The sequence below is a fragment of the Saccharothrix algeriensis genome, assembly GCF_016907655.1.
Lineage (GTDB): Bacteria > Actinomycetota > Actinomycetes > Mycobacteriales > Pseudonocardiaceae > Actinosynnema > Actinosynnema algeriense.
In genome coordinates this window covers 2,900,625-2,916,934 of sequence record NZ_JAFBCL010000001.1, presented here as the reverse complement: position 1 = coordinate 2,916,934, position 16,310 = coordinate 2,900,625, and the positions used below count along the sequence as shown (strand labels likewise).

Sequence of the window (16,310 nt, the reverse complement as noted above, 5' to 3'; positions counted from 1 at the left end):
GGTCATGTGGCGGATCCGGGACGTGCCCGTCGAGTACTGCTCGGTTCGCAGGGAATTCCACTGCGTCGAATGGCGGCTCGGCGCCCCGCGCGGGGGAACCGCCTAGCCGCCGGCCGGCGATCGCGCCGGCCGGGAAGCCGAAGCGTCAGCTCCTGGGGATGCGGGTGGTGAACACCGTGGAACCCGGCCGGCTGGCCAGCTCGATGGTCCCGCCGTGCGCGGCGACCAGGGAGTGCGCGACGGCCAGGCCGAGGCCGCTGCCGCCCCGGTCGCGGGTGCGGGAGTTGTCCACCCGGTAGAAGCGGTCGAAGATGCGCGCCTGGTCGGCCGCCGGGATGCCGGGACCGGAATCGCTCACCCGGATGACGGCGTGCCGCCCCTCGGCGGCCACCGACAGCGCCACCGGCGTGCCCGGCGGGGTGTGGATGGCCGCGTTGGCGAGCAGGTTGTCCACCACCTGCCGCAGCCGCATCGGGTCGAACCGCAGCCGCACCGGCTCCGGGCCGGTGTCGACGGTCAGCGGGTGGTCCGGGCGGGCGGCCCGGAACGCGTCGGCCGACTCGCGCACCAGCTCCGCCAGGTCGCCGTGCGACGGCCGCAGCGGCGTCTCCGTCTCGGCCGAGTCCAGGCGCGCCAGCAGCAGCAGGTCGTCCAGCAGCACGCTCATCCGCGCCGCCTCCGAGCGCAGCTTCTCCAGGTGCGCCTCGCGCTCCTCCGGCGCGTTCGCCGCCGCGTAGCGGAACAGGTCGGCGTAGCCCCGGATCGACGTCAGCGGGGTGCGCAGCTCGTGCGAGGCGTCGGCGATGAACCGCCGCAGCCGCTGCTCGGCCGCCGTGCGCGCGGCCAGCGACGAGTCGATGTGCTCCAGCATGGTGTTGAACGCGGTCCGCAGCTCCTCGACCTCGACGCCGCCGCTGCCGCCCTCCGCGCGCACCGCCAGCCTGGCCGAGTCGGTGAGGTCGTGCGAGGTGATGTCGTGCGCGGTCTTCGCCATGTCGCTCAGCGGCTGGAGCCCGCGCCGCAGCACCGCCCGGCCGATCACCACGAACGCGACCAGCGCCAGCACGAACGTCGCCACCACCACCATCACCAGCTGCCGCACGGTGGTGGTGATGTCGTCCATCGGGGCGGCGCTGACCAGCACCACCCCGCCGCCGACCGGGCAGCCGCGCAGCCGGTACGTGCCGCTGCCCTCCAGGTACGCGGTGCGGAACTGCGGCTGGTCGCCCCGCACGGCCTCCGCGACCCGGGCCAGCTGGCCGCCGCCCTCGGGCGGCAGGTCGGCCGCCGGGCGGAGGGTGGCCCGGCCGTCCCGCACCTCGTACACGGCGGCGAACCAGCCGTAGACCCCCTTGTGCAGGCGGCCGTACTTCTCGATGTCCTTCTCCAGCTCGACCTGCGTCAGCTTCATCTGCTCGTCGAGCTTGCGCTCCAGGTAACCCTCCATGTTGGTCACCATCACCGTGCCGACCACCGCGAACACGCCCAGCGCCAGCGCGCCCAGGCCCAGGGCGAGCCGCGTGCCCAGCCGCAGCCGCAGCCACCGGCGGCCGAGCAGCCCGCTCCACCGCGGCGCGGGGGCGCCCGGCCGCGGCGCCGGCGGGCTCGGCGCCGGCGACCCGGGCGCCATCGGCGGTGCGGCCATCAGTCGGGCGCCTTGCGCAGCGCGTACCCGACGCCGCGCACGGTGTGGATCAGCGGCTCGTGGCCGTCGTCCAGCTTGCGCCGCAGGTGCGAGATGACCAGCTCCACGACGTTGGACCGGCCGCCGAAGTCGTACTCCCACACGTGGTCGAGGATCTGGGCCTTGGTCAGCACCGCCGGCGAGCGGCGCATCAGGTAGCGCAGCAGCTCGTACTCGGTGGGCGTGAGGGTGGCCAGCCTGCCGCCCCGCCGGACCTCGCGGGTGTCCTCGTCCAGGGCCAGGTCCGACACCTTGAGAACGGACCGCTTCCACTGCGGCCCGGTGCTGCGCCGCAGCACGGCCCGCAGCCGCGCCATCAGCTCCTCCACCGAGAACGGCTTGACCAGGTAGTCGTCGCCGCCCCGGGTGAGGCCCGCCACGCGGTCGGCCGTGGCGTCGCGGGCGGTGAGGAACACCACCGGCACCATCGCGCCGGTCGACCGCAGCCGGTCCAGCACGGTGAACCCGTCGAGGTCGGGCAGCATCAGGTCGAGCACCACGATGTCCGGGTGGAACTCGGCCGCGGCCTCCAGCGCGGCCTCGCCGCTGCCCGCCGTGGCGGCCTGCCAGCCCTCGTACCGGGCGACGGTCGCGACCAGGTCCGCGATGTGGGGCTCGTCGTCCACGACGAGCAGTCGAACCGCATTGGCCTTGTCCACCCGCCCATGGTGCGCCACCCGCCGGCCGGCGGTCGAACCCGGCCGGCCCCGGCCGCCGCGATCCACAGGAAGTCGACAGGTGGGCGACAGCGGGCGCCCAGCGGGTCGGCGGCCCGCCGCCGCGGCGCCGCGCCCCCGGTGCGGAACCGGGCCGCCGCCCGGTTCCGGCGCTCCGCGTCGCCGTGGACGTGGGCCGGGTGTGATGACCCGCACGCGTCCTGCTACGGTTACTGGTACGGGTTACCCGCTCTGCGCAGGTCAGCCGGGTGCCGCGCTCGGGGCGCACCCCGGCGCCGACCGCGCGGAGAGCCGGCTTCGGTCGCACGAATTCGGGATCGTGCGGCCGAGGCCGTCTGCCAAGCCCGGGCGCCGCGCCCGGTGATCGGGTCCCGGCGGCGCCCCGGTCACTCGTAGCGCCGGTGGTCGAACTCCTCGCCCACCACGGAGTGCCCCAGGTCGTGGCCCAGCCGGGTCAGCAGGTCCACCAGCTCCAGCCCCGCCAGCCAGTCCCTGGGCAGCGCCGCCGTCCCGTGCAGCGCGCCCAGGACGTTGCCGGTGAGCGCCGCCGTCGCGTCGCTGCCGCCGGAGTGGTTCGCCGCCGCCCGCAGGGCGTCCACGAACTCCGACCGGCGCGGGTACACCAGCGCGGTGTGCACGGCGATGGCCAGCGCCTCCGGCCCGGTCCACCCGCTGCCCAGCCGGTCGACGCGCACCGACTCGAAGCCCAGCGCCCGGTGCTCCTCGGCGAACACCACGGCCCGGTTGAGCGAGTTCGCCGTGTACGGGTCGTCGCGCAGCACCCGCCCGATGACCTGGTCCACCGCCTCCCGCAACGGCCGCCCGCGCACCGCGATCAGGTGGATGAGCAGCGCGAACGCGCCCCCGGCCACCCAGCCGCCGGTGCCGCCGTGGGTGAGCGCGGCGAACCGGCAGCCCAGGTCGTAGGCGATGTCCGCGCTCGGCGCGAAACCCGCCGGCGCGGTCCTGGTCACACCGTTGCACCCGGACGACTCGTTGTGCGGGTCCTCCGGGGTCGGCGGGCTGTCGGCCGCGAGCGCGCGCAGGCACGTCAGGCCCGGCGACCGGCTGGAGTACAGCCGCTCGTCGGCGACCAGCCCCGTCCACCCGGGCTCGGGCGCGGCCACCTGCTGCGTCACCAGCCAGTGCCGGTAGCTCTGCCACACCGTCTCCACCGGCTCCCACACGCCGGTGTTCCGGCCGCGCACCCAGGCGCGCAGGTAGCCGTCGGCGGTGAACAGGGTGAGCTGGGTGTCGTCGGTCACCAGAGCGGGACGCGGCGGTTCCAGAACACCCTCGGGGCCGTGGTCTCGTTGGATGTCCGTCCAGCCCGAGTACTGGACGGGCGCGCCCAGGGCATCACCCAGGGCGCCGCCCAGCAGGCAGGCGGCGCCACGGTCGACCACGCTCTTCGGCTCGCGCGGCACTTGCCCTCCTGCACTGCGTCGTCCGGGGCCAAAACCCTAGCCGTCGCGCTGTCGTCCGGTCATGGGAGCACGGCTAGTTGAGCAAACAACATCTACCGACAGGTATCCACCGGCCCACGCGGCGCACCTGATCCAGTGACCGAGCCGAACCGAACGAGCACGTACCGAAGCGGGGGAGGGGCATGGTCGACCGGAGCAGGAGCGGGCTGGAGTTCGGCGTCCTCGGGCCGTTGCAGGTGCTCGCCGACGGCCGCCAGCTCGTCATCGGCCGCCGGGGGATGCGCGGCCTGCTCGCGATGCTGGTCCTGGAGGCGAACCGGGTGGTCCCGATCGACGAGATAGTGGACAGCCTGTGGGCCGACGACCCGCCGGCCACGGCCCGGACCATCGTGCACGGCTACGTGTCGCGGCTGCGGCGGATGCTGGAGCAGGCCGACCCGACCGGGTCGGCGCGGATCCTGACCACGCCGCCGGGCTACCAGCTGGCGGTCGACCCGTGGCGGCTGGACTTCCACCGCGCCCGGCAGCTGGTGGCCGGCGCGCGCGGCAAGCCCGCGCCGATCCGGGCGCGGCTGCTGCGCGAGTCGCTGGGCCTGTGGCGGGGCCCGGTGCTGGCCGACGTGCCGGGCGAGCCGGCCACCACGGACCTGGAGGAGCTGCGGCTGGCCGCGCTGGAGGAGCGGGTGGCGGCGGAGCTGGAGCTGGGCCGCCACCTGGAGCTGGTGGGGGAGCTGCGGCAGCTGGTCGGCGAGTTCCCGTTCCGGGAGCGGCTGGTCGGGCACATGGTGCGGGCGCTGTACCGGTCGGGGCAGCGGGCCGACGCGCTGGAGGCGTACCAGCGGTTCCACCGCCGGGTGGTGGACGAGCTGGGCATCGACCCCGGCCCGGAGCTGCGGGCGCTGCACGAGCAGGTGCTGCGCGACGACCCGGCGCTCAGCTCGCCGGGCCCGGCCGAGCCGGCGGCGCCGGCGCCGCCCCGGCCGGGGGTGGTCGTGCCGGCGCAGCTGCCCGCCGCCGCCGGCGGCTTCATCGGCCGGGACGAGGAGCTGGCCTGGCTGGACCGGCTGTGCGACGGGCGCGACCGGAACGCGACCACGGTGGCCGTGGTCACCGGCGCGCCGGGGATCGGCAAGAGCGAGCTGGCGGTCACCTGGGGGCGCCGCCGGGCCGAGCAGTTCCCCGACGGGCTGCTGTTCGCCTCGCTCAACGGGTTCGCGCCCGACCGCGAGCCGCTGGAGCCCGCCGAGGTGCTGGGGCGGTTCCTGCTGGCGCTGGGCGTGCCGTCCGACGGCGTGCCGCGCGACCTGGACGACCGGGTCGGCCTGTACCGGTCGGTGCTGGCCAAGCGGCGGGTGCTGGTGGTGCTGGACGACGCGCGCGACCCGGAGCAGGTGCGCCCCCTGCTGCCGCCCGGCGCGGGCTCGGTGGTGCTGGTGACCTCGCGGCGGCGGCTGGAGCCGCTGGTGGTGTCCAACGGCGCGCGGATGCTGACGCTGGACGCGCTGCGCGAGGACGAGTCCGTCCGGCTGGTGGACGAGGTGGTCGGCAAGCCGCTGTCGGAGCAGGAGCCCGGCGCCATGCGCGCGCTGGTGGAGCTGTGCGGCAACCTGCCGCTGGCGCTGCGGATCGCGGCGGCCAAGCTGGTGTTCAGTCCGGAGTGGACGGTGGCGGCGCTGGTGGCGCAGCTGTCCGACGACGACGCGCGGCTGCGCACCCTGGACCTCGCCGACACCGGCGTCGGCGTGGCGCGCGCCCTCGCGGTGTCCTACCGCAACCTGCCACCGGAGCTGGCGGAGGCGTTCCGGGCGGCGGGCCTGGTGCCGGGGCGGTGGGTGAGCCCGCACGCCGTCGCCGCGCTGTGCCGGACCGACCTGGGCACCGCCGCGAGCCGGTTGGCCGACCTGGCCGACGCCCACCTGCTGGTGGAGCTGTGGCGCGGCGGGTTCGTGCTGCACGACCTGGTCCGCCTGTACGCGCGGGAGGTGCTCGCCGGCGAGCGGCCCGACCGGCGCAGGGAAGCGCTGCGCAGGCTGATGGACCACTACCTGGCGGCGTGCGACCACGCCCGCCGGCTCATCCGGCCGGCGTCCGACGGGGTGGACCTCGGGGCGTGCGAGCCGAAGGCGCCCCGGCCGGCCACCCCCGGCCAGGCGCTGTCCTGGTTCGACAAGGAGTGGCCCAACCTCATCGCCCTCGTCCACGCCGGCTCGGAGGCGGGCCTGCACCGGCAGGTCTGGCAGCTGGTGCGGCTGGTCCACCCGTACTGCCTGGTGCGCCTGGTCAGCCGCGAGTGGCAGGCGATCGCCGAGTTCGGCCTCGCGTCCGCGCGGGCCGCCGGCGACCCGCTCGGCGAGCTGCTGGTGCTGCACGCCAAGCACGCCGTCAACGTGTGGACCGGCGTGCTGCACGGCGCCCTGCCCGAAGCCGAGCGGGCGCACCGCATCGCCGAGGAGCTGGGCGAGCCGCGCTACCTGGTGCTGGCGCTGGACCAGTTGGCGTGCGCGCTGTCGGCGGAGGGGCGCCACGAGGAGGCGCTCGCCCACTACCGCGAGGCCGTCGAGGTGGCCCGGCGGGACGGCGACGCGTTCGGCGAGGCGACCGTGCTGAACAACCTGGCGCAGGTCGAGCAGCGCCTCGGCCGGCTGGAAACGGCGGTGGAGCACCAGTTCCAGGCGATGGAGCTGCACCAGCGGCACGGCCACGAGCGGTCCTACGTGCTGGCGGTGGCCAACCTGGCCGAGCTGTACGCCGAACTCGGCCTGCCGGCCGAGGCCGAGGACAACGCCCGGCAGGCGGTGGAGCTGGCGCGCGGCGGGTCGATGCAGTTCGAGGAGGCGTTCGGCCGCCAGGTGCTCGGCTCGGTGCTCGCCGCCCGGGGTGAAACCGTTGCGGCGCAGGCGGAACTGGCCGAGTCGCTGCGGCTGTTCGAACGGCTGGGCTCACCGCGCGCGCTGCTGGTCCGGACGGCCCTGGAGGTGTTGACCACCGGGGTTTAGCGGGTGTTTAGCACATGACCGGCGAATCGTGGGAGCTTGGTTGCGCACGCCGATCAACGCTGATGCGGTCCGGCGTGCCGGGTGGCTCTTGGAGGGGGACGCCAGGGGGGAAGCCACCCAACCGCCGGCCGGCCGGCATTCGGGGGAGAGTGCCGGCCGGTTGGCTCTATCTGATTGCCGCTGCTTCGCAGGCGGCGGCTCGGTCGCTTGGAAGTCGGCGCGTTGCGCGCGGGTTTACTGCGATCGAAAAGCGTGATCGCAGTAAACCCGGGCGCAACACACCGACGCGACCTCGCTGTGTTGGATTGCCGCTGTGTTGGATTGCCGCTGCTTCGCAGGCGGCGGCGAGGCCGCCTGGTAGTCGGTGCGTTGCGCGCGGGTTTACTGCGATCGAAAAGCGTGATCGCAGTAAACCCGGGCGCAACGCACCGACGCGACCTCGCGGGTGTGGTCAGTCGGAGTGGAGGGGGAGGAGTTCCGGGCGCTTCGGGGCCACGCCGTCGCCCATCGACTCGCCGCGCAGCTGCCTCGCGATCCACGGCACCACGTGCTCGCGGGCCCACTTCAGGTCGTGGCGGCGCTGGGTCATCCAGTCCTCGGTGTCCAGCGGTGGCCACGGGGTGCTCCAGTCGTCCTCCGGCTGGAAGCCCAGGACCTCCGCCGCCCGCAGCGCCACCCGGCGGTGGCCCTCGGGGGACAGGTGCAGGCGGTCCTCGCTCCAAGCCCGGCGGTCGTGCAGCACGGACATCGACCACAGGTCGACCACCCGGCAGTGGTAGCGCTCGGCGACCGACCACAGGTGGCTGTTGTAGACCGCGATCTTCCCGCGCAGCGAGCGCAGGAGCGGCGTGTGCTTCGGGTCGAAGCCGGTGAAGATCAGCACCTCGCTGCCGGCCGCCCGCAGGTCGGCGACCGCGATCTCGTAGACCTCGGCCAGGGCGTCCGGGTCCGAGCCGGGCACCAGCAGGTCGTTGCCGCCGCCGCAGAACGTCGCCAGCCTCGGCCGGAGCGACACCGCCAGCGGGATCTGCTCCTCGACGATCTCCTGGAGCATCCGGCCCCGCACCGCCAAGTTCGCGTAGCGCAGGCCGGGCCGGTGCGCCGAGATCATGCCCGCCAACCGGTCGGCCCAGCCGAGGTAGCTGCCGTTCGGCCCCGGGTCGTCCATGCCCTCGGTGAAGCTGTCCCCCAAGGCGACGAAGCTGTCCAACGCGTCCATCCGCGTCCCTCCCCTCGCGCGGCACCCCCGTGACCGCGCAGGACAGCATGCCCCCCGAAGTCGGCCCTGCGCCACCGTCGGTTGGCAACGGTGTTACGGCAACGACACCGGACGGTGTGATCAAGTGCCGGTAATGGGCGATTCGTCTACGGGGTTGGCCGTCGCGGCCACGGTGGGGAGGCGGGCGATTGCAGCGCAGATCACGCCGGCCGCGAGGGGCGCGGCGGCCCCGCGGCGACGTCGGGCGCTTGACGTCGCCGCGGGGGCGGGCCCGCTGTCCGGTGGCGCCGCCGCCGAACACCCCCCGGACAGCGGGATCCGGGCCGGTGCGCGGAGGGCCGCCGCCGAAACCTCCAGCGCACCGGTGTCCTGGGCCGGTGCGGGGGAGGGCCGCCGCCGTGACCTCCCCCGCACCGGGGTCCTACCCGCCTGCCGCCACGTCCAGCGGCACGGGGGTCTCGTAGGCGGCGCGCAGCCGCGGCTCCGCGCCGGGCTCCGCGCCGAGCGCGTCCAGGCCCAGCAGGGCCGCGCCCACCACCGGCGGCACGTCGACCACGCGCACCCGGGCCAGCGGGGCGGCGTCCCGCAGCCGGTCGCGCACCGCGCCGACCACCGCGTCGCGGGCGCCGGTCAGCACGCCGCCGCCGAGCACGACGTCCACCTGCTCGTCGAGCAGCGCCAGGCGCCGCAACGACACCGACGCGAGCAGCGCCACCTCCTCGACCAGCCGCTCGACCACCGCGCGCGCCACCGGGTCGCCGGCCGCGGCGACCCGGAACAGCAGCGGGCACAGCGCGTGCGGGTCGAACTCGACCTGCTCGAAGTGCAGCCGCTCCACGGCCTCGGCCATGGTCCGGGTCCCGTAGTGGTCGATGAGCGCGGGCAGCAGCGCGGTCGGCTCGCCCCGCCCGTCCTCCGCCCGCACGGCCAGCCACAGCGCCTCGCCGCCGATGTGCCCGCCGCCGCCCCAGTCGCCGGAGATCCGGCCCAGCGCGGGGAAGCGGTGGGTGCGGCCGTCGCGCGCGACGGCCACGCAGTTGATGCCCGCGCCGCACACCACGGCCACGCCGATGCCGTCGGACGTGCCCGCGCGCAGCAGGGCGAACGTGTCGTTGCCGACGACGGTGCTGCCCGACCAGCCGCGCCGCTCGATGGCCGCGCGCAGGTCCCGCTCCTCCTTCGGCAGGTCGGCGCCCGCGAGGTAGGCGGCGGTGTGCGCGGCGACGCGCTCGTCGTCGGGCAGCCCGGCCTGGCGGGCCGCCGCGCGGACCAGCCCCTCGAACACCTCCAGGCTGCGCGCCAGCCCCACGTTCTGCGGCGACGCGCCGGGGCCGCGGACCTGGGCGAGGACCCGCCCCGCCACGTCGACCAGCGCCACCGCCGTCTTGCTGTTGCCGCCGTCGATGGCCAGCACCCGGTCGGTCATCGGGCCGCCCAGGGCAGGAAGTCGCGGTTGCGCGCCACCAGCTCGTCGGCCAGCCGGTCGGCGATCGCGTGCTGCCCGACCAGCGGGTGCGCCAGCAGCGCGTCCGCGACCCGGTCCCGCCCGCCGCGCACGGCGGCGTCCAGGGCCAGGTGCTCGTAGGCGGTGACGTGCGAGATCAGCCCCGAGATCGACGGCGGCAGCGGCTCGACCGGCAGCGGGCTCGCGCCCTGGCGCGAGACCGACGCGGGCACCTCGATGACGGCGTCCTCGGGCAGGAACGGCAGCGTGCGGCCGTTGCGCACGTTCACCACGTGCTGCTCCGCGCCCGCGCCGCCGGTCAGCGCGTGCACCAGCTGCACGGCCGCCTCGGAGTAGTAGGCGCCGCCGCGCTGGGCGAGCTGCTCGGGCTTGGTGACCACCTCGACGTCGCGGTACAGGTCCAGCAGCTCCTTCTCCACCGCCGCGACGACTTCCGCGCGCGGCGGGCTGGTCTTCTGCTCGGCGACGACGCCGTCGTGGTCGTAGAAGTACTTCAGGTAGTACGACGGGACCATGCCGAGCCGGCGCATGAGGTCCGCCGGCAGCCCGATGTGCCCGGCGAGGGCGTCACCGTGGCGGTCGAGCAGTTCCGGCAGGCGGTCGACGCCGTCGACGAAGACGCCGCGCTCCCACGTGAGGTGGTTGAGCCCGACGTGCCCCAGCCGCACCGTCTCCGGCTCGACGCCCAGCAGCGCGGAGGTCCAGCGCTGGAACGTGATGGCGACGTTGCACAGGCCGACCGCGCGGTGCCCGGCTTCGAGCAGCGCGCGCGTCACGATGCCGACGGGGTTGGTGAAGTTGACGATCCAGGTGTCCTCGCCCGCGATCCGCCGCACCTGCTCGGCGATGTCCAGCACCACCGGCACGGTCCGCAGCGCCTTCGCGAGGCCACCCGCGCCCGTGGTCTCCTGCCCCACGCAGTCGCAGGCCAGCGGGAACGTCTCGTCCTGGGCGCGGGCCCGCTGGCCGCCGACGCGGAGCTGGAGCAGGACGGCGGACGCGCCGTCGACGCCCTCCGCCAGGTCGGTGGTGGTGCGGACCGCGGCGTGGTGGCCGGCGTGCCGCAGCAGCCGCTGGGAGAACTCGCCGACCACCGCCAGCCGCTGCCGGTCCGGGTCCACCAGGACGATCTCGTCCACGGCGAGGCTGGTCCGCCGCCCCGCGATCCCGTCCACCAGCTCCGGCGTGTAGGTCGAGCCGCCCCCGACGACGGTCAGCTTCATCCTTTGACTCCAGTGAATGTGATGCCCTTGACGAACGAGCGCTGGGCGAAGGCGAACAGCACCACGGCCGGGACCATGGTCAGCAGCGTCACGGCCATCGCGAGGTTCCACTGCACGTGGTGCAGGCCCTTGAACGACGACAGGGCCAGCGACAGCGTCCACTGGTCCGGCTTCTCGCCGGTGTAGAGCAGCGGCCCGAAGTAGTCGTTCCAGGTGTAGAGGAAGCAGAACAGCGCGGTCGCCGCGATGCCCGGCCGGGCCATCGGCACGACGATCCGCACCAGGGCCTGGAACTCCGAGCAGCCGTCCACCCGGGCGGCGTCCACGTAGGACTGCGGGATGGTGACGATGAACTGGCGCAGCAGGAAGATGCTGAACGCGTCGAACAGGAAGTAGGGCGCGATCAGCGGCCACAGGGTGCCGGTCAGGCCGAGGCTCGACCACATGTCGTACAGCGGCACGGCGACCACCTGCGGCGGCAGCATCATCGCGCCCACCACGAGCAGGAAGGCCGCGTTGCGCCCCCGCCACTTCAGCCTGGCCAGCGCGTACGCCGCCGGGATGGAGGACAGCAGCATCCCGGCCGTGGCCAGCAGCGAGTACAGCAGGCTGTTGCCGAGGTACTTCAGCAGCGGGGCCTTGTCGAAGACCTCCAGGAAGTTGCCCCAGTGCCACTCGCGCGGCCACAGGTCCGGGGTGAACGCCTGGCCGTCGGACATCACGGCGGTGAGGAACACGAACACGATGGGCAGCGCGAACATCAGCGCCAGCGCAAGGCCGATGCTGTGCACGGCGACCCAGTCCAGGACCGCCCGCGGGTTGCGGGGCCTGCGGTCGGGTTCCGGGCGGCGCCCGGTGTCGGTCAACGTCGCCGTGCTCATGCGCCCGGTCCCCCTTCCTCCTGGTGCGTGGCCTTGCGCATCCGCTGCACGAGCAGCGCCGTGGCGGCGAACGAGATCACGAACAGCACGGTCGCCATCGCCGAGGCGTAACCCATGTCGAAGTACCGGAAGCCCTGCGTGTACAGCCACACCGGGAACGTCAGCGTCGAGTTCTCCGGGAACCCGAGGTACCGGGTGTTGCCCGTGATGTCGGCCGCGCCGCTGGCCGCCGAGCCCGCCACCACCGCCTGCGTGAACAGCTGCAGCGCGACGATGATCGAGTTGACCACGCCGAACAGCAGCACCGGCGAGATCGTCGGCAGGGTGATGTGCCACCACCGCCGCACGACGCCCGCGCCGTCCAGCTCGGCCGCCTCGTACTGCTCCTGCGGCACGTCCAGGATCGCCGCCAGGATGATGATCATCAGGTCGCCGGACACCCACAGCATCACCGCGGCGATGCCGGGCTTGGACCACGCCGGGTCGGCGAACCACAGCGGGCTCTCGACGCCGAACCAGCCCAGCAGCTTGTCCAGCGGGCCCTCGTTGGGCCGCAGCACCAGGAAGAACACCAGGGTCGCCGCCACCGGCGGCGCGAGCGAGGGCAGGTAGCACAGCGTCCGCACCAGCCCGACGCCCGACTTCAGCCGCGCGACCACCGACGCCACGCCCAGCGCGAACACCACCCGCAGGACGGTCAGGGCGACCACGAACCACAGCGTGTTGTAGACCGCCGTGAGGAACAGCTCGTCCCGGAGCATGTAGGCGTAGTTCGCGAACCCGACCCACTCCGGCGGGTTGATCAGGTCGTAGTCCGTGAACGAGAACACGACCGTCGCGACCAGCGGGTAGCCGAAGAAGGCGGTGAACCCGACGGCCGCCGGCGCCATCAGCGCCAGCACGGTCAGCCGGTGGCGGGCGCGGGCGCGGGACCGCCCCCTGGCGGGGGCGGTCCGCGCCGCGTCCACGCGGTCGAGCGTGGCCGTCACGGCTACTTGCCGCTCTTCGCGATCCGGTCGTCGACCTGCTTGTCGACCTCCGCCAACCCGGCCATCAGGTCGGGCACCTTGCCCGCCTGCCAGGAGGTCGCGAAGTCGCCGATCGCCTTGATGTGCGCGTCGCCGATCGGCGTCACCGGGTTGCCCTGGAGCTTGCCGCTCTGCGCCAGGTCGATGAACGTCTTGAAGTTCTCGTCGACCTCCAGCCGCGGGTCGGCCAGCGCGGCCTTGGTGCTCGGGATGTTCTTGATCCCGTTGGCCAGGTCCACGATCGTCTCGGTGTCGAACGACAGGTGCTTGACCAGCTCCCAGGCCGCCCCGGCGTTCTTCGCGCCCTTGGGCACGCCCATGATGGTGCCGGTGGTGAAGCCGATCCCGTACAGCTCGGGCTTGATGGTCGGGAACGGCGCGGTGCCGAACCTGACGTCGGGCGCCTGGTCCTTCAGGAACGCCGTCCGGTACTCGCCGTCCATCATCATGGCGATCTTCTTCTGGTGGAAGGCGTGATCGGTGGAGTACTCCTGGCCGAGCCCGGCGCGGAACCGCTCCAGGTTGTCGTAGCCGTAGAAGTCCACCAGCTCCTTCTGGAACTTCAGCATCTCCGCCCACTCGGGCGTGGCCAGCGACGACTTGCCGTCCGGGCCCTCCCACTTCGCGCCGAAGTTCGGCGCCCAGATCGGCGGGCGGTTGGCGTAGAACAGCATGGTGGGCAGGAAGCCCGCGACCTCGATCGAGCCGTCCGGCGCCTTCTTGGTGGTGCGCTTGGCGTAGTCCAGCAGCTCGGCGGTGGTCTTCGGCGGCTCGCTGATGCCGGCCGCCGCGAGCATGTCCTTGTTGTAGTACAGGCCGTACACGTCGCTGAGCAGCGGCATCGCGCAGCGGGTGCCCTTGTACTCGGTGTAGGACCGCACCGCGTCGGTGATCTGCGAGAGGTCGACCCCGTCGCGCTCGATGTAGGGCTTGAGGTCCTGGAACGAGCCGGACGAGCAGAACTGGCCGATGTTGTCGGTGGCGAACGACAGCGCGACGTCCGGCGGGTTGCCGCTGCGGATGCCCGCGGTGATCTTGTCGTCGTCCTGGCTGCCCTCGTGCTTGATCTCGGCGTTGGGGTACTTCTCCTTGAAGCTCTCCAGCGCCTTGGTGACCTCGGCCTGCTCGCGCCCGGAGAAGTTGCTCCACACCGTCAGCGAGAACTGGTCGTCCTTGCCGGGCGCGGCGGCCGGGCCGCCGGACTGGTCGGATTTGCCCGCGCCTGCCGCGCAGGCGGACAGGGACACCGCGGCGGCCACGCAAAGCAGCGCTGCGCGGGGGACCTTGCGCATGTGCTCTCCTTCTCTCAACGTGCGGACGGGGACGTTGCGCGGTCCGGGGACTCCCGGGGGCCGCGGAAGGGTTCGGTCGTGGCGGCGGGTAGGCCGAACACCTGTTCCCTGACGACCGACAGCGCGGAGTGCAGCGCGCCGGAGCGCACCGGTTTCCCGGTCACCAGGGCGAGTTGGACGGGGGTGCGGGGCACCACCAGCTCGTGCAGCTCGGCGGCGACCAGGTCGGCGAGCGCCGTGCCGCCCGCCTGCGCGATGCCGCCGGAGAGCAGGACGAGTTCCGGGTCGAGGACGGCGACCACGTTGGCCACCCCGGTGGCGATCCGGCGGGCCAGGTCGACCAGGAACGCCCGACCGGGCGCGCCCTCGCCCAGCGCCTTGCGCACGGCGGCCTGCCCGGTGCGCGCGGGGACGCCGTGCGCGCGGGCGAGCCGGAGGATGGCGGCGTTGTCGAGCAGGTCGCCGTAGCGGCTGCCGGTCCGCCCGGTGCCGGTGTCGGCGTGGGCGTGGTCGGGCACCTGCATCGCGTCGATCTCGCCCGCGCCGCCGGTCGCGCCCCGGAGCAGGGCCCCGTTGACGACGACCGCGGCGCCCACCGCGTCGGCGGGCCACAGCAGGACGAAGTCCTTCACGCCGGTGGCGCGGCCGGCGACCATCTCCTCCAGCGCCACGAGGTTGACGTCGTTCTCGACGGTGACCGCGGTGCCGAGCCGGGCGTTCAGCTCGCCGGGGATGTCGATGCCCGCCCAGCCGGGCATGTGCGGCGCGTAGTTGAGCTTCCCGTCGGCGGGGTCGACCGCGCCGGGGGAGCCGACGACGACGTGGCGCAGGTCGCCCGGCGCGAGCCCGGCCTGCCCGGCGGCCTCGGCGACCGCGCCGTGGAACGCCTCCAGCACGCCGGTGCGCGGCATGGGCGCGCTGTGCTCGGTGAGCAGCGCGCCGGAGATGTCGGCGATGGCCACGTCGACGGTGTCGGGCATCAGGTCGACGGCGGCCACGTGGGCGAGCGCGCCGTTGACCGTCCAGAGCTGGGCCCGCGGGCCCCGGCCACCGCCGCGCAACCCGTTGCGCAGGACCGTGCCCTCGGTCTCCAGCCGGGTGAGCAGCTGGGCGGTCGCGGGCTTGGACAGCCCGATGATCCCCTCCAGCTCGGACCTGGTCAGGGGGCCGTTGCGCAGCAACGCCTCGATCGCGGCGCGGTCGTTGATCTCGCGCAGCAGACGCGGGCTCCCGGCGCGCATCGGTCCTCCTGTCTGTTAAGTTTCCAGACGATTTCGGCCACCGTAGTGACGGCGCTCACTCCCGGTCAATGCTCCGAGACTGGTCCGTTACCTGGGTGGGTGAGGGCTGAGGCAATCTGGAGTCATGACCGACACCCGTGACTCGCTGGCCCAGCTGCTCGGTGGGCGAGGGGGTGCGCTGGACGCCTCCCTGCCGCCGCTGGCGTTCGCCCTGGGGTGGGTGCTGGCGGGGCGGTCGGTCGCCGTCGGGGCGGTGGCCGCGGTGGCGTGCGGCGTCGTCATCGGCGTCGTGCGCGTGGCGCGCGGGGGCCGGCCGCGGGCGGTGCTGGTCAGCGTGGCGCTGGTGGTGCTCGCCGCGTACGTCGCGCTGCAGACCGGGCGGGCCGAGGACTTCTTCCTGCTGCAGGTGTTCCTGAACGCGGCCAGCGCGCTGGTGTGGGCGGCGAGCATCGTCGTGCGGTGGCCGCTGCTGGGGGTCGTGGTCGGGCTGGTCACCGGGCAGAGGTTCCGGTGGCGGCGGGACCCGGACCTGATGCGCGCCTACCGGGTGGCCAGCTGGCCCTGGGTGGGGCAGTACGTGCTGCGGGTGCTGGTCTTCGGCGCCCTGTGGGCGACCGGGCAGGTCCTGGCGCTGGGCGTCATGCGGGCGGTGCTGACCTGGCCGCTGCAGGCGGTGTGCATCGCGGTGAGCTGGTGGGTGCTGCGCCGGTCGCTGCCCGCCGACCACCCCGGCCTGCGACACCCGCGCGTGCCCGCCTGACCCCGGCCCGCGATCACCCCGACCCCGACCCCGCGATCACCGGTCGGCACCCGGACCTCGACGGGTCCGGCTTCCGGCAGCGGCCGTCCCGGCGCCTCCGAGGGGCGGTGGCGGAGTCGGTTCTCAGCTTTCGCGGCGGGGAACGTCGGTGTGGGCTGGGATGATGGTGCCGGGGGCCGGAGGCCACGCCCGGTGCGGCGCGGCGGGCGCTGACCTGCGACTCCTACCTCGCGGCCCCTGCTTCGCGGCTTCTGCTTCGCGGCTCTTGCCTCGCGGCTCTTGCCTCGTGGCTTCTGCCCAGCGGCTTCTGCCCGGCGAGCTTCTGCCTCGCGGCTTCCGAGCGGACTCCTGCCTCGTGGCTTCCGCCCAGTGACCCCTGCCCGGCGGACCCCTGCCCAGCGACTCCTGACCGGCGCT

Annotated in this window: 12 protein-coding genes; 2 read left to right on the top strand and 10 right to left on the bottom strand. The window is 73.9% G+C overall.

Features of this window, described 5'->3' with window-relative positions; translation table 11 throughout:
• Positions 1 to 145 precede the first annotated feature (145 nt).
• The 3 genes from JOE68_RS13130 to JOE68_RS13120 all read right to left on the bottom strand — a co-directional run bounded on the left by JOE68_RS13130 (position 146) and on the right by JOE68_RS13120 (position 3,788).
• The gene (locus JOE68_RS13130; protein WP_239562230.1) at positions 146 to 1,645 is read right to left on the bottom strand and encodes a sensor histidine kinase; all 1,500 of its coding nucleotides are present in this window, start codon (positions 1,643 to 1,645) and stop codon (positions 146 to 148) included.
• Positions 1,645 to 2,343 (bottom strand): response regulator transcription factor, encoded by a 699-nt coding sequence (locus JOE68_RS13125; RefSeq protein WP_204842638.1) that lies wholly within the window; start codon positions 2,341 to 2,343, stop codon positions 1,645 to 1,647. Before JOE68_RS13125 ends, JOE68_RS13130 begins: the two co-directional genes overlap by 1 nt.
• A gap of 404 nt (positions 2,344 to 2,747) precedes the next feature.
• On the bottom strand, positions 2,748 to 3,788 hold the full coding sequence (locus tag JOE68_RS13120) for an ADP-ribosylglycohydrolase family protein (RefSeq protein WP_204842637.1): 1,041 nt from the start codon (positions 3,786 to 3,788) through the stop codon (positions 2,748 to 2,750).
• Positions 3,789 to 3,970: 182 nt separating this feature from the next.
• Between JOE68_RS13120 and JOE68_RS13115 the strand changes: the two genes are divergently transcribed.
• Positions 3,971 to 6,784: an AfsR/SARP family transcriptional regulator gene (locus tag JOE68_RS13115; RefSeq protein ID WP_204842636.1), complete on the top strand. Its 2,814-nt coding sequence runs from the start codon at positions 3,971 to 3,973 to the stop codon at positions 6,782 to 6,784.
• A 451-nt stretch (positions 6,785 to 7,235) separates the two neighbouring features.
• On the opposite strand, the gene JOE68_RS13110 is transcribed toward JOE68_RS13115, so the two are convergent.
• The 7 genes from JOE68_RS13110 to JOE68_RS13080 all read right to left on the bottom strand — a co-directional run bounded on the left by JOE68_RS13110 (position 7,236) and on the right by JOE68_RS13080 (position 15,133).
• Positions 7,236 to 8,003, bottom strand: coding sequence for an SGNH/GDSL hydrolase family protein (locus tag JOE68_RS13110; RefSeq protein ID WP_204842635.1), 768 nt, complete (start codon positions 8,001 to 8,003; stop codon positions 7,236 to 7,238).
• Between the two features lie 421 nt (positions 8,004 to 8,424).
• Complete coding sequence (locus tag JOE68_RS13105) at positions 8,425 to 9,429, bottom strand: N-acetylglucosamine kinase (RefSeq protein ID WP_204842634.1); 1,005 nt, start codon at positions 9,427 to 9,429, stop codon at positions 8,425 to 8,427.
• Entirely contained in the window at positions 9,426 to 10,691 is a 1,266-nt protein-coding gene (locus JOE68_RS13100; RefSeq protein WP_204842633.1) for a 6-phospho-beta-glucosidase, read from the bottom strand. Before JOE68_RS13100 ends, JOE68_RS13105 begins: the two co-directional genes overlap by 4 nt.
• Positions 10,688 to 11,572: a carbohydrate ABC transporter permease gene (locus JOE68_RS13095; RefSeq protein WP_239562229.1), complete on the bottom strand. Its 885-nt coding sequence runs from the start codon at positions 11,570 to 11,572 to the stop codon at positions 10,688 to 10,690. The genes JOE68_RS13100 and JOE68_RS13095 overlap by 4 nt, the downstream gene beginning before the upstream one ends.
• Complete coding sequence (locus tag JOE68_RS13090) at positions 11,569 to 12,561, bottom strand: carbohydrate ABC transporter permease (protein ID WP_204842632.1); 993 nt, start codon at positions 12,559 to 12,561, stop codon at positions 11,569 to 11,571. The genes JOE68_RS13095 and JOE68_RS13090 overlap by 4 nt, the downstream gene beginning before the upstream one ends.
• A 2-nt stretch (positions 12,562 to 12,563) precedes the next feature.
• Positions 12,564 to 13,892, bottom strand: a complete 1,329-nt coding sequence (locus JOE68_RS13085) for an ABC transporter substrate-binding protein (protein WP_204842631.1) — start codon at positions 13,890 to 13,892, stop codon at positions 12,564 to 12,566.
• 14 nt (positions 13,893 to 13,906) lie between these two features.
• Positions 13,907 to 15,133: an ROK family transcriptional regulator gene (locus JOE68_RS13080; protein ID WP_204842630.1), complete on the bottom strand. Its 1,227-nt coding sequence runs from the start codon at positions 15,131 to 15,133 to the stop codon at positions 13,907 to 13,909.
• Between the two features lie 124 nt (positions 15,134 to 15,257).
• Here JOE68_RS13080 and JOE68_RS13075 point away from each other — a divergent pair, with 124 nt between their 5' ends.
• Positions 15,258 to 15,893, top strand: coding sequence for a DUF3159 domain-containing protein (locus tag JOE68_RS13075; RefSeq protein ID WP_204842629.1), 636 nt, complete (start codon positions 15,258 to 15,260; stop codon positions 15,891 to 15,893).
• Positions 15,894 to 16,310: the final 417 nt, after the last annotated feature.

What these genes read in the sequence shown, in the direction of transcription:
- JOE68_RS13130 (WP_239562230.1), bottom strand. Translation starts at nt 1,645, where the DNA reads ATGGCCGCACCGCCGATGGCGCCCGGGTCGCCGGCGCCGAGCCCGCCG.
- JOE68_RS13115 (WP_204842636.1), top strand. Translation starts at nt 3,971, where the DNA reads ATGGTCGACCGGAGCAGGAGCGGGCTGGAGTTCGGCGTCCTCGGGCCG.
- JOE68_RS13110 (WP_204842635.1), bottom strand. Translation starts at nt 8,003, where the DNA reads ATGGACGCGTTGGACAGCTTCGTCGCCTTGGGGGACAGCTTCACCGAG.
- JOE68_RS13105 (WP_204842634.1), bottom strand. Translation starts at nt 9,429, where the DNA reads ATGACCGACCGGGTGCTGGCCATCGACGGCGGCAACAGCAAGACGGCG.
- JOE68_RS13100 (WP_204842633.1), bottom strand. Translation starts at nt 10,691, where the DNA reads ATGAAGCTGACCGTCGTCGGGGGCGGCTCGACCTACACGCCGGAGCTG.
- JOE68_RS13095 (WP_239562229.1), bottom strand. Translation starts at nt 11,572, where the DNA reads ATGAGCACGGCGACGTTGACCGACACCGGGCGCCGCCCGGAACCCGAC.
- JOE68_RS13085 (WP_204842631.1), bottom strand. Translation starts at nt 13,892, where the DNA reads ATGCGCAAGGTCCCCCGCGCAGCGCTGCTTTGCGTGGCCGCCGCGGTG.
- JOE68_RS13080 (WP_204842630.1), bottom strand. Translation starts at nt 15,133, where the DNA reads ATGCGCGCCGGGAGCCCGCGTCTGCTGCGCGAGATCAACGACCGCGCC.
- JOE68_RS13075 (WP_204842629.1), top strand. Translation starts at nt 15,258, where the DNA reads ATGACCGACACCCGTGACTCGCTGGCCCAGCTGCTCGGTGGGCGAGGG.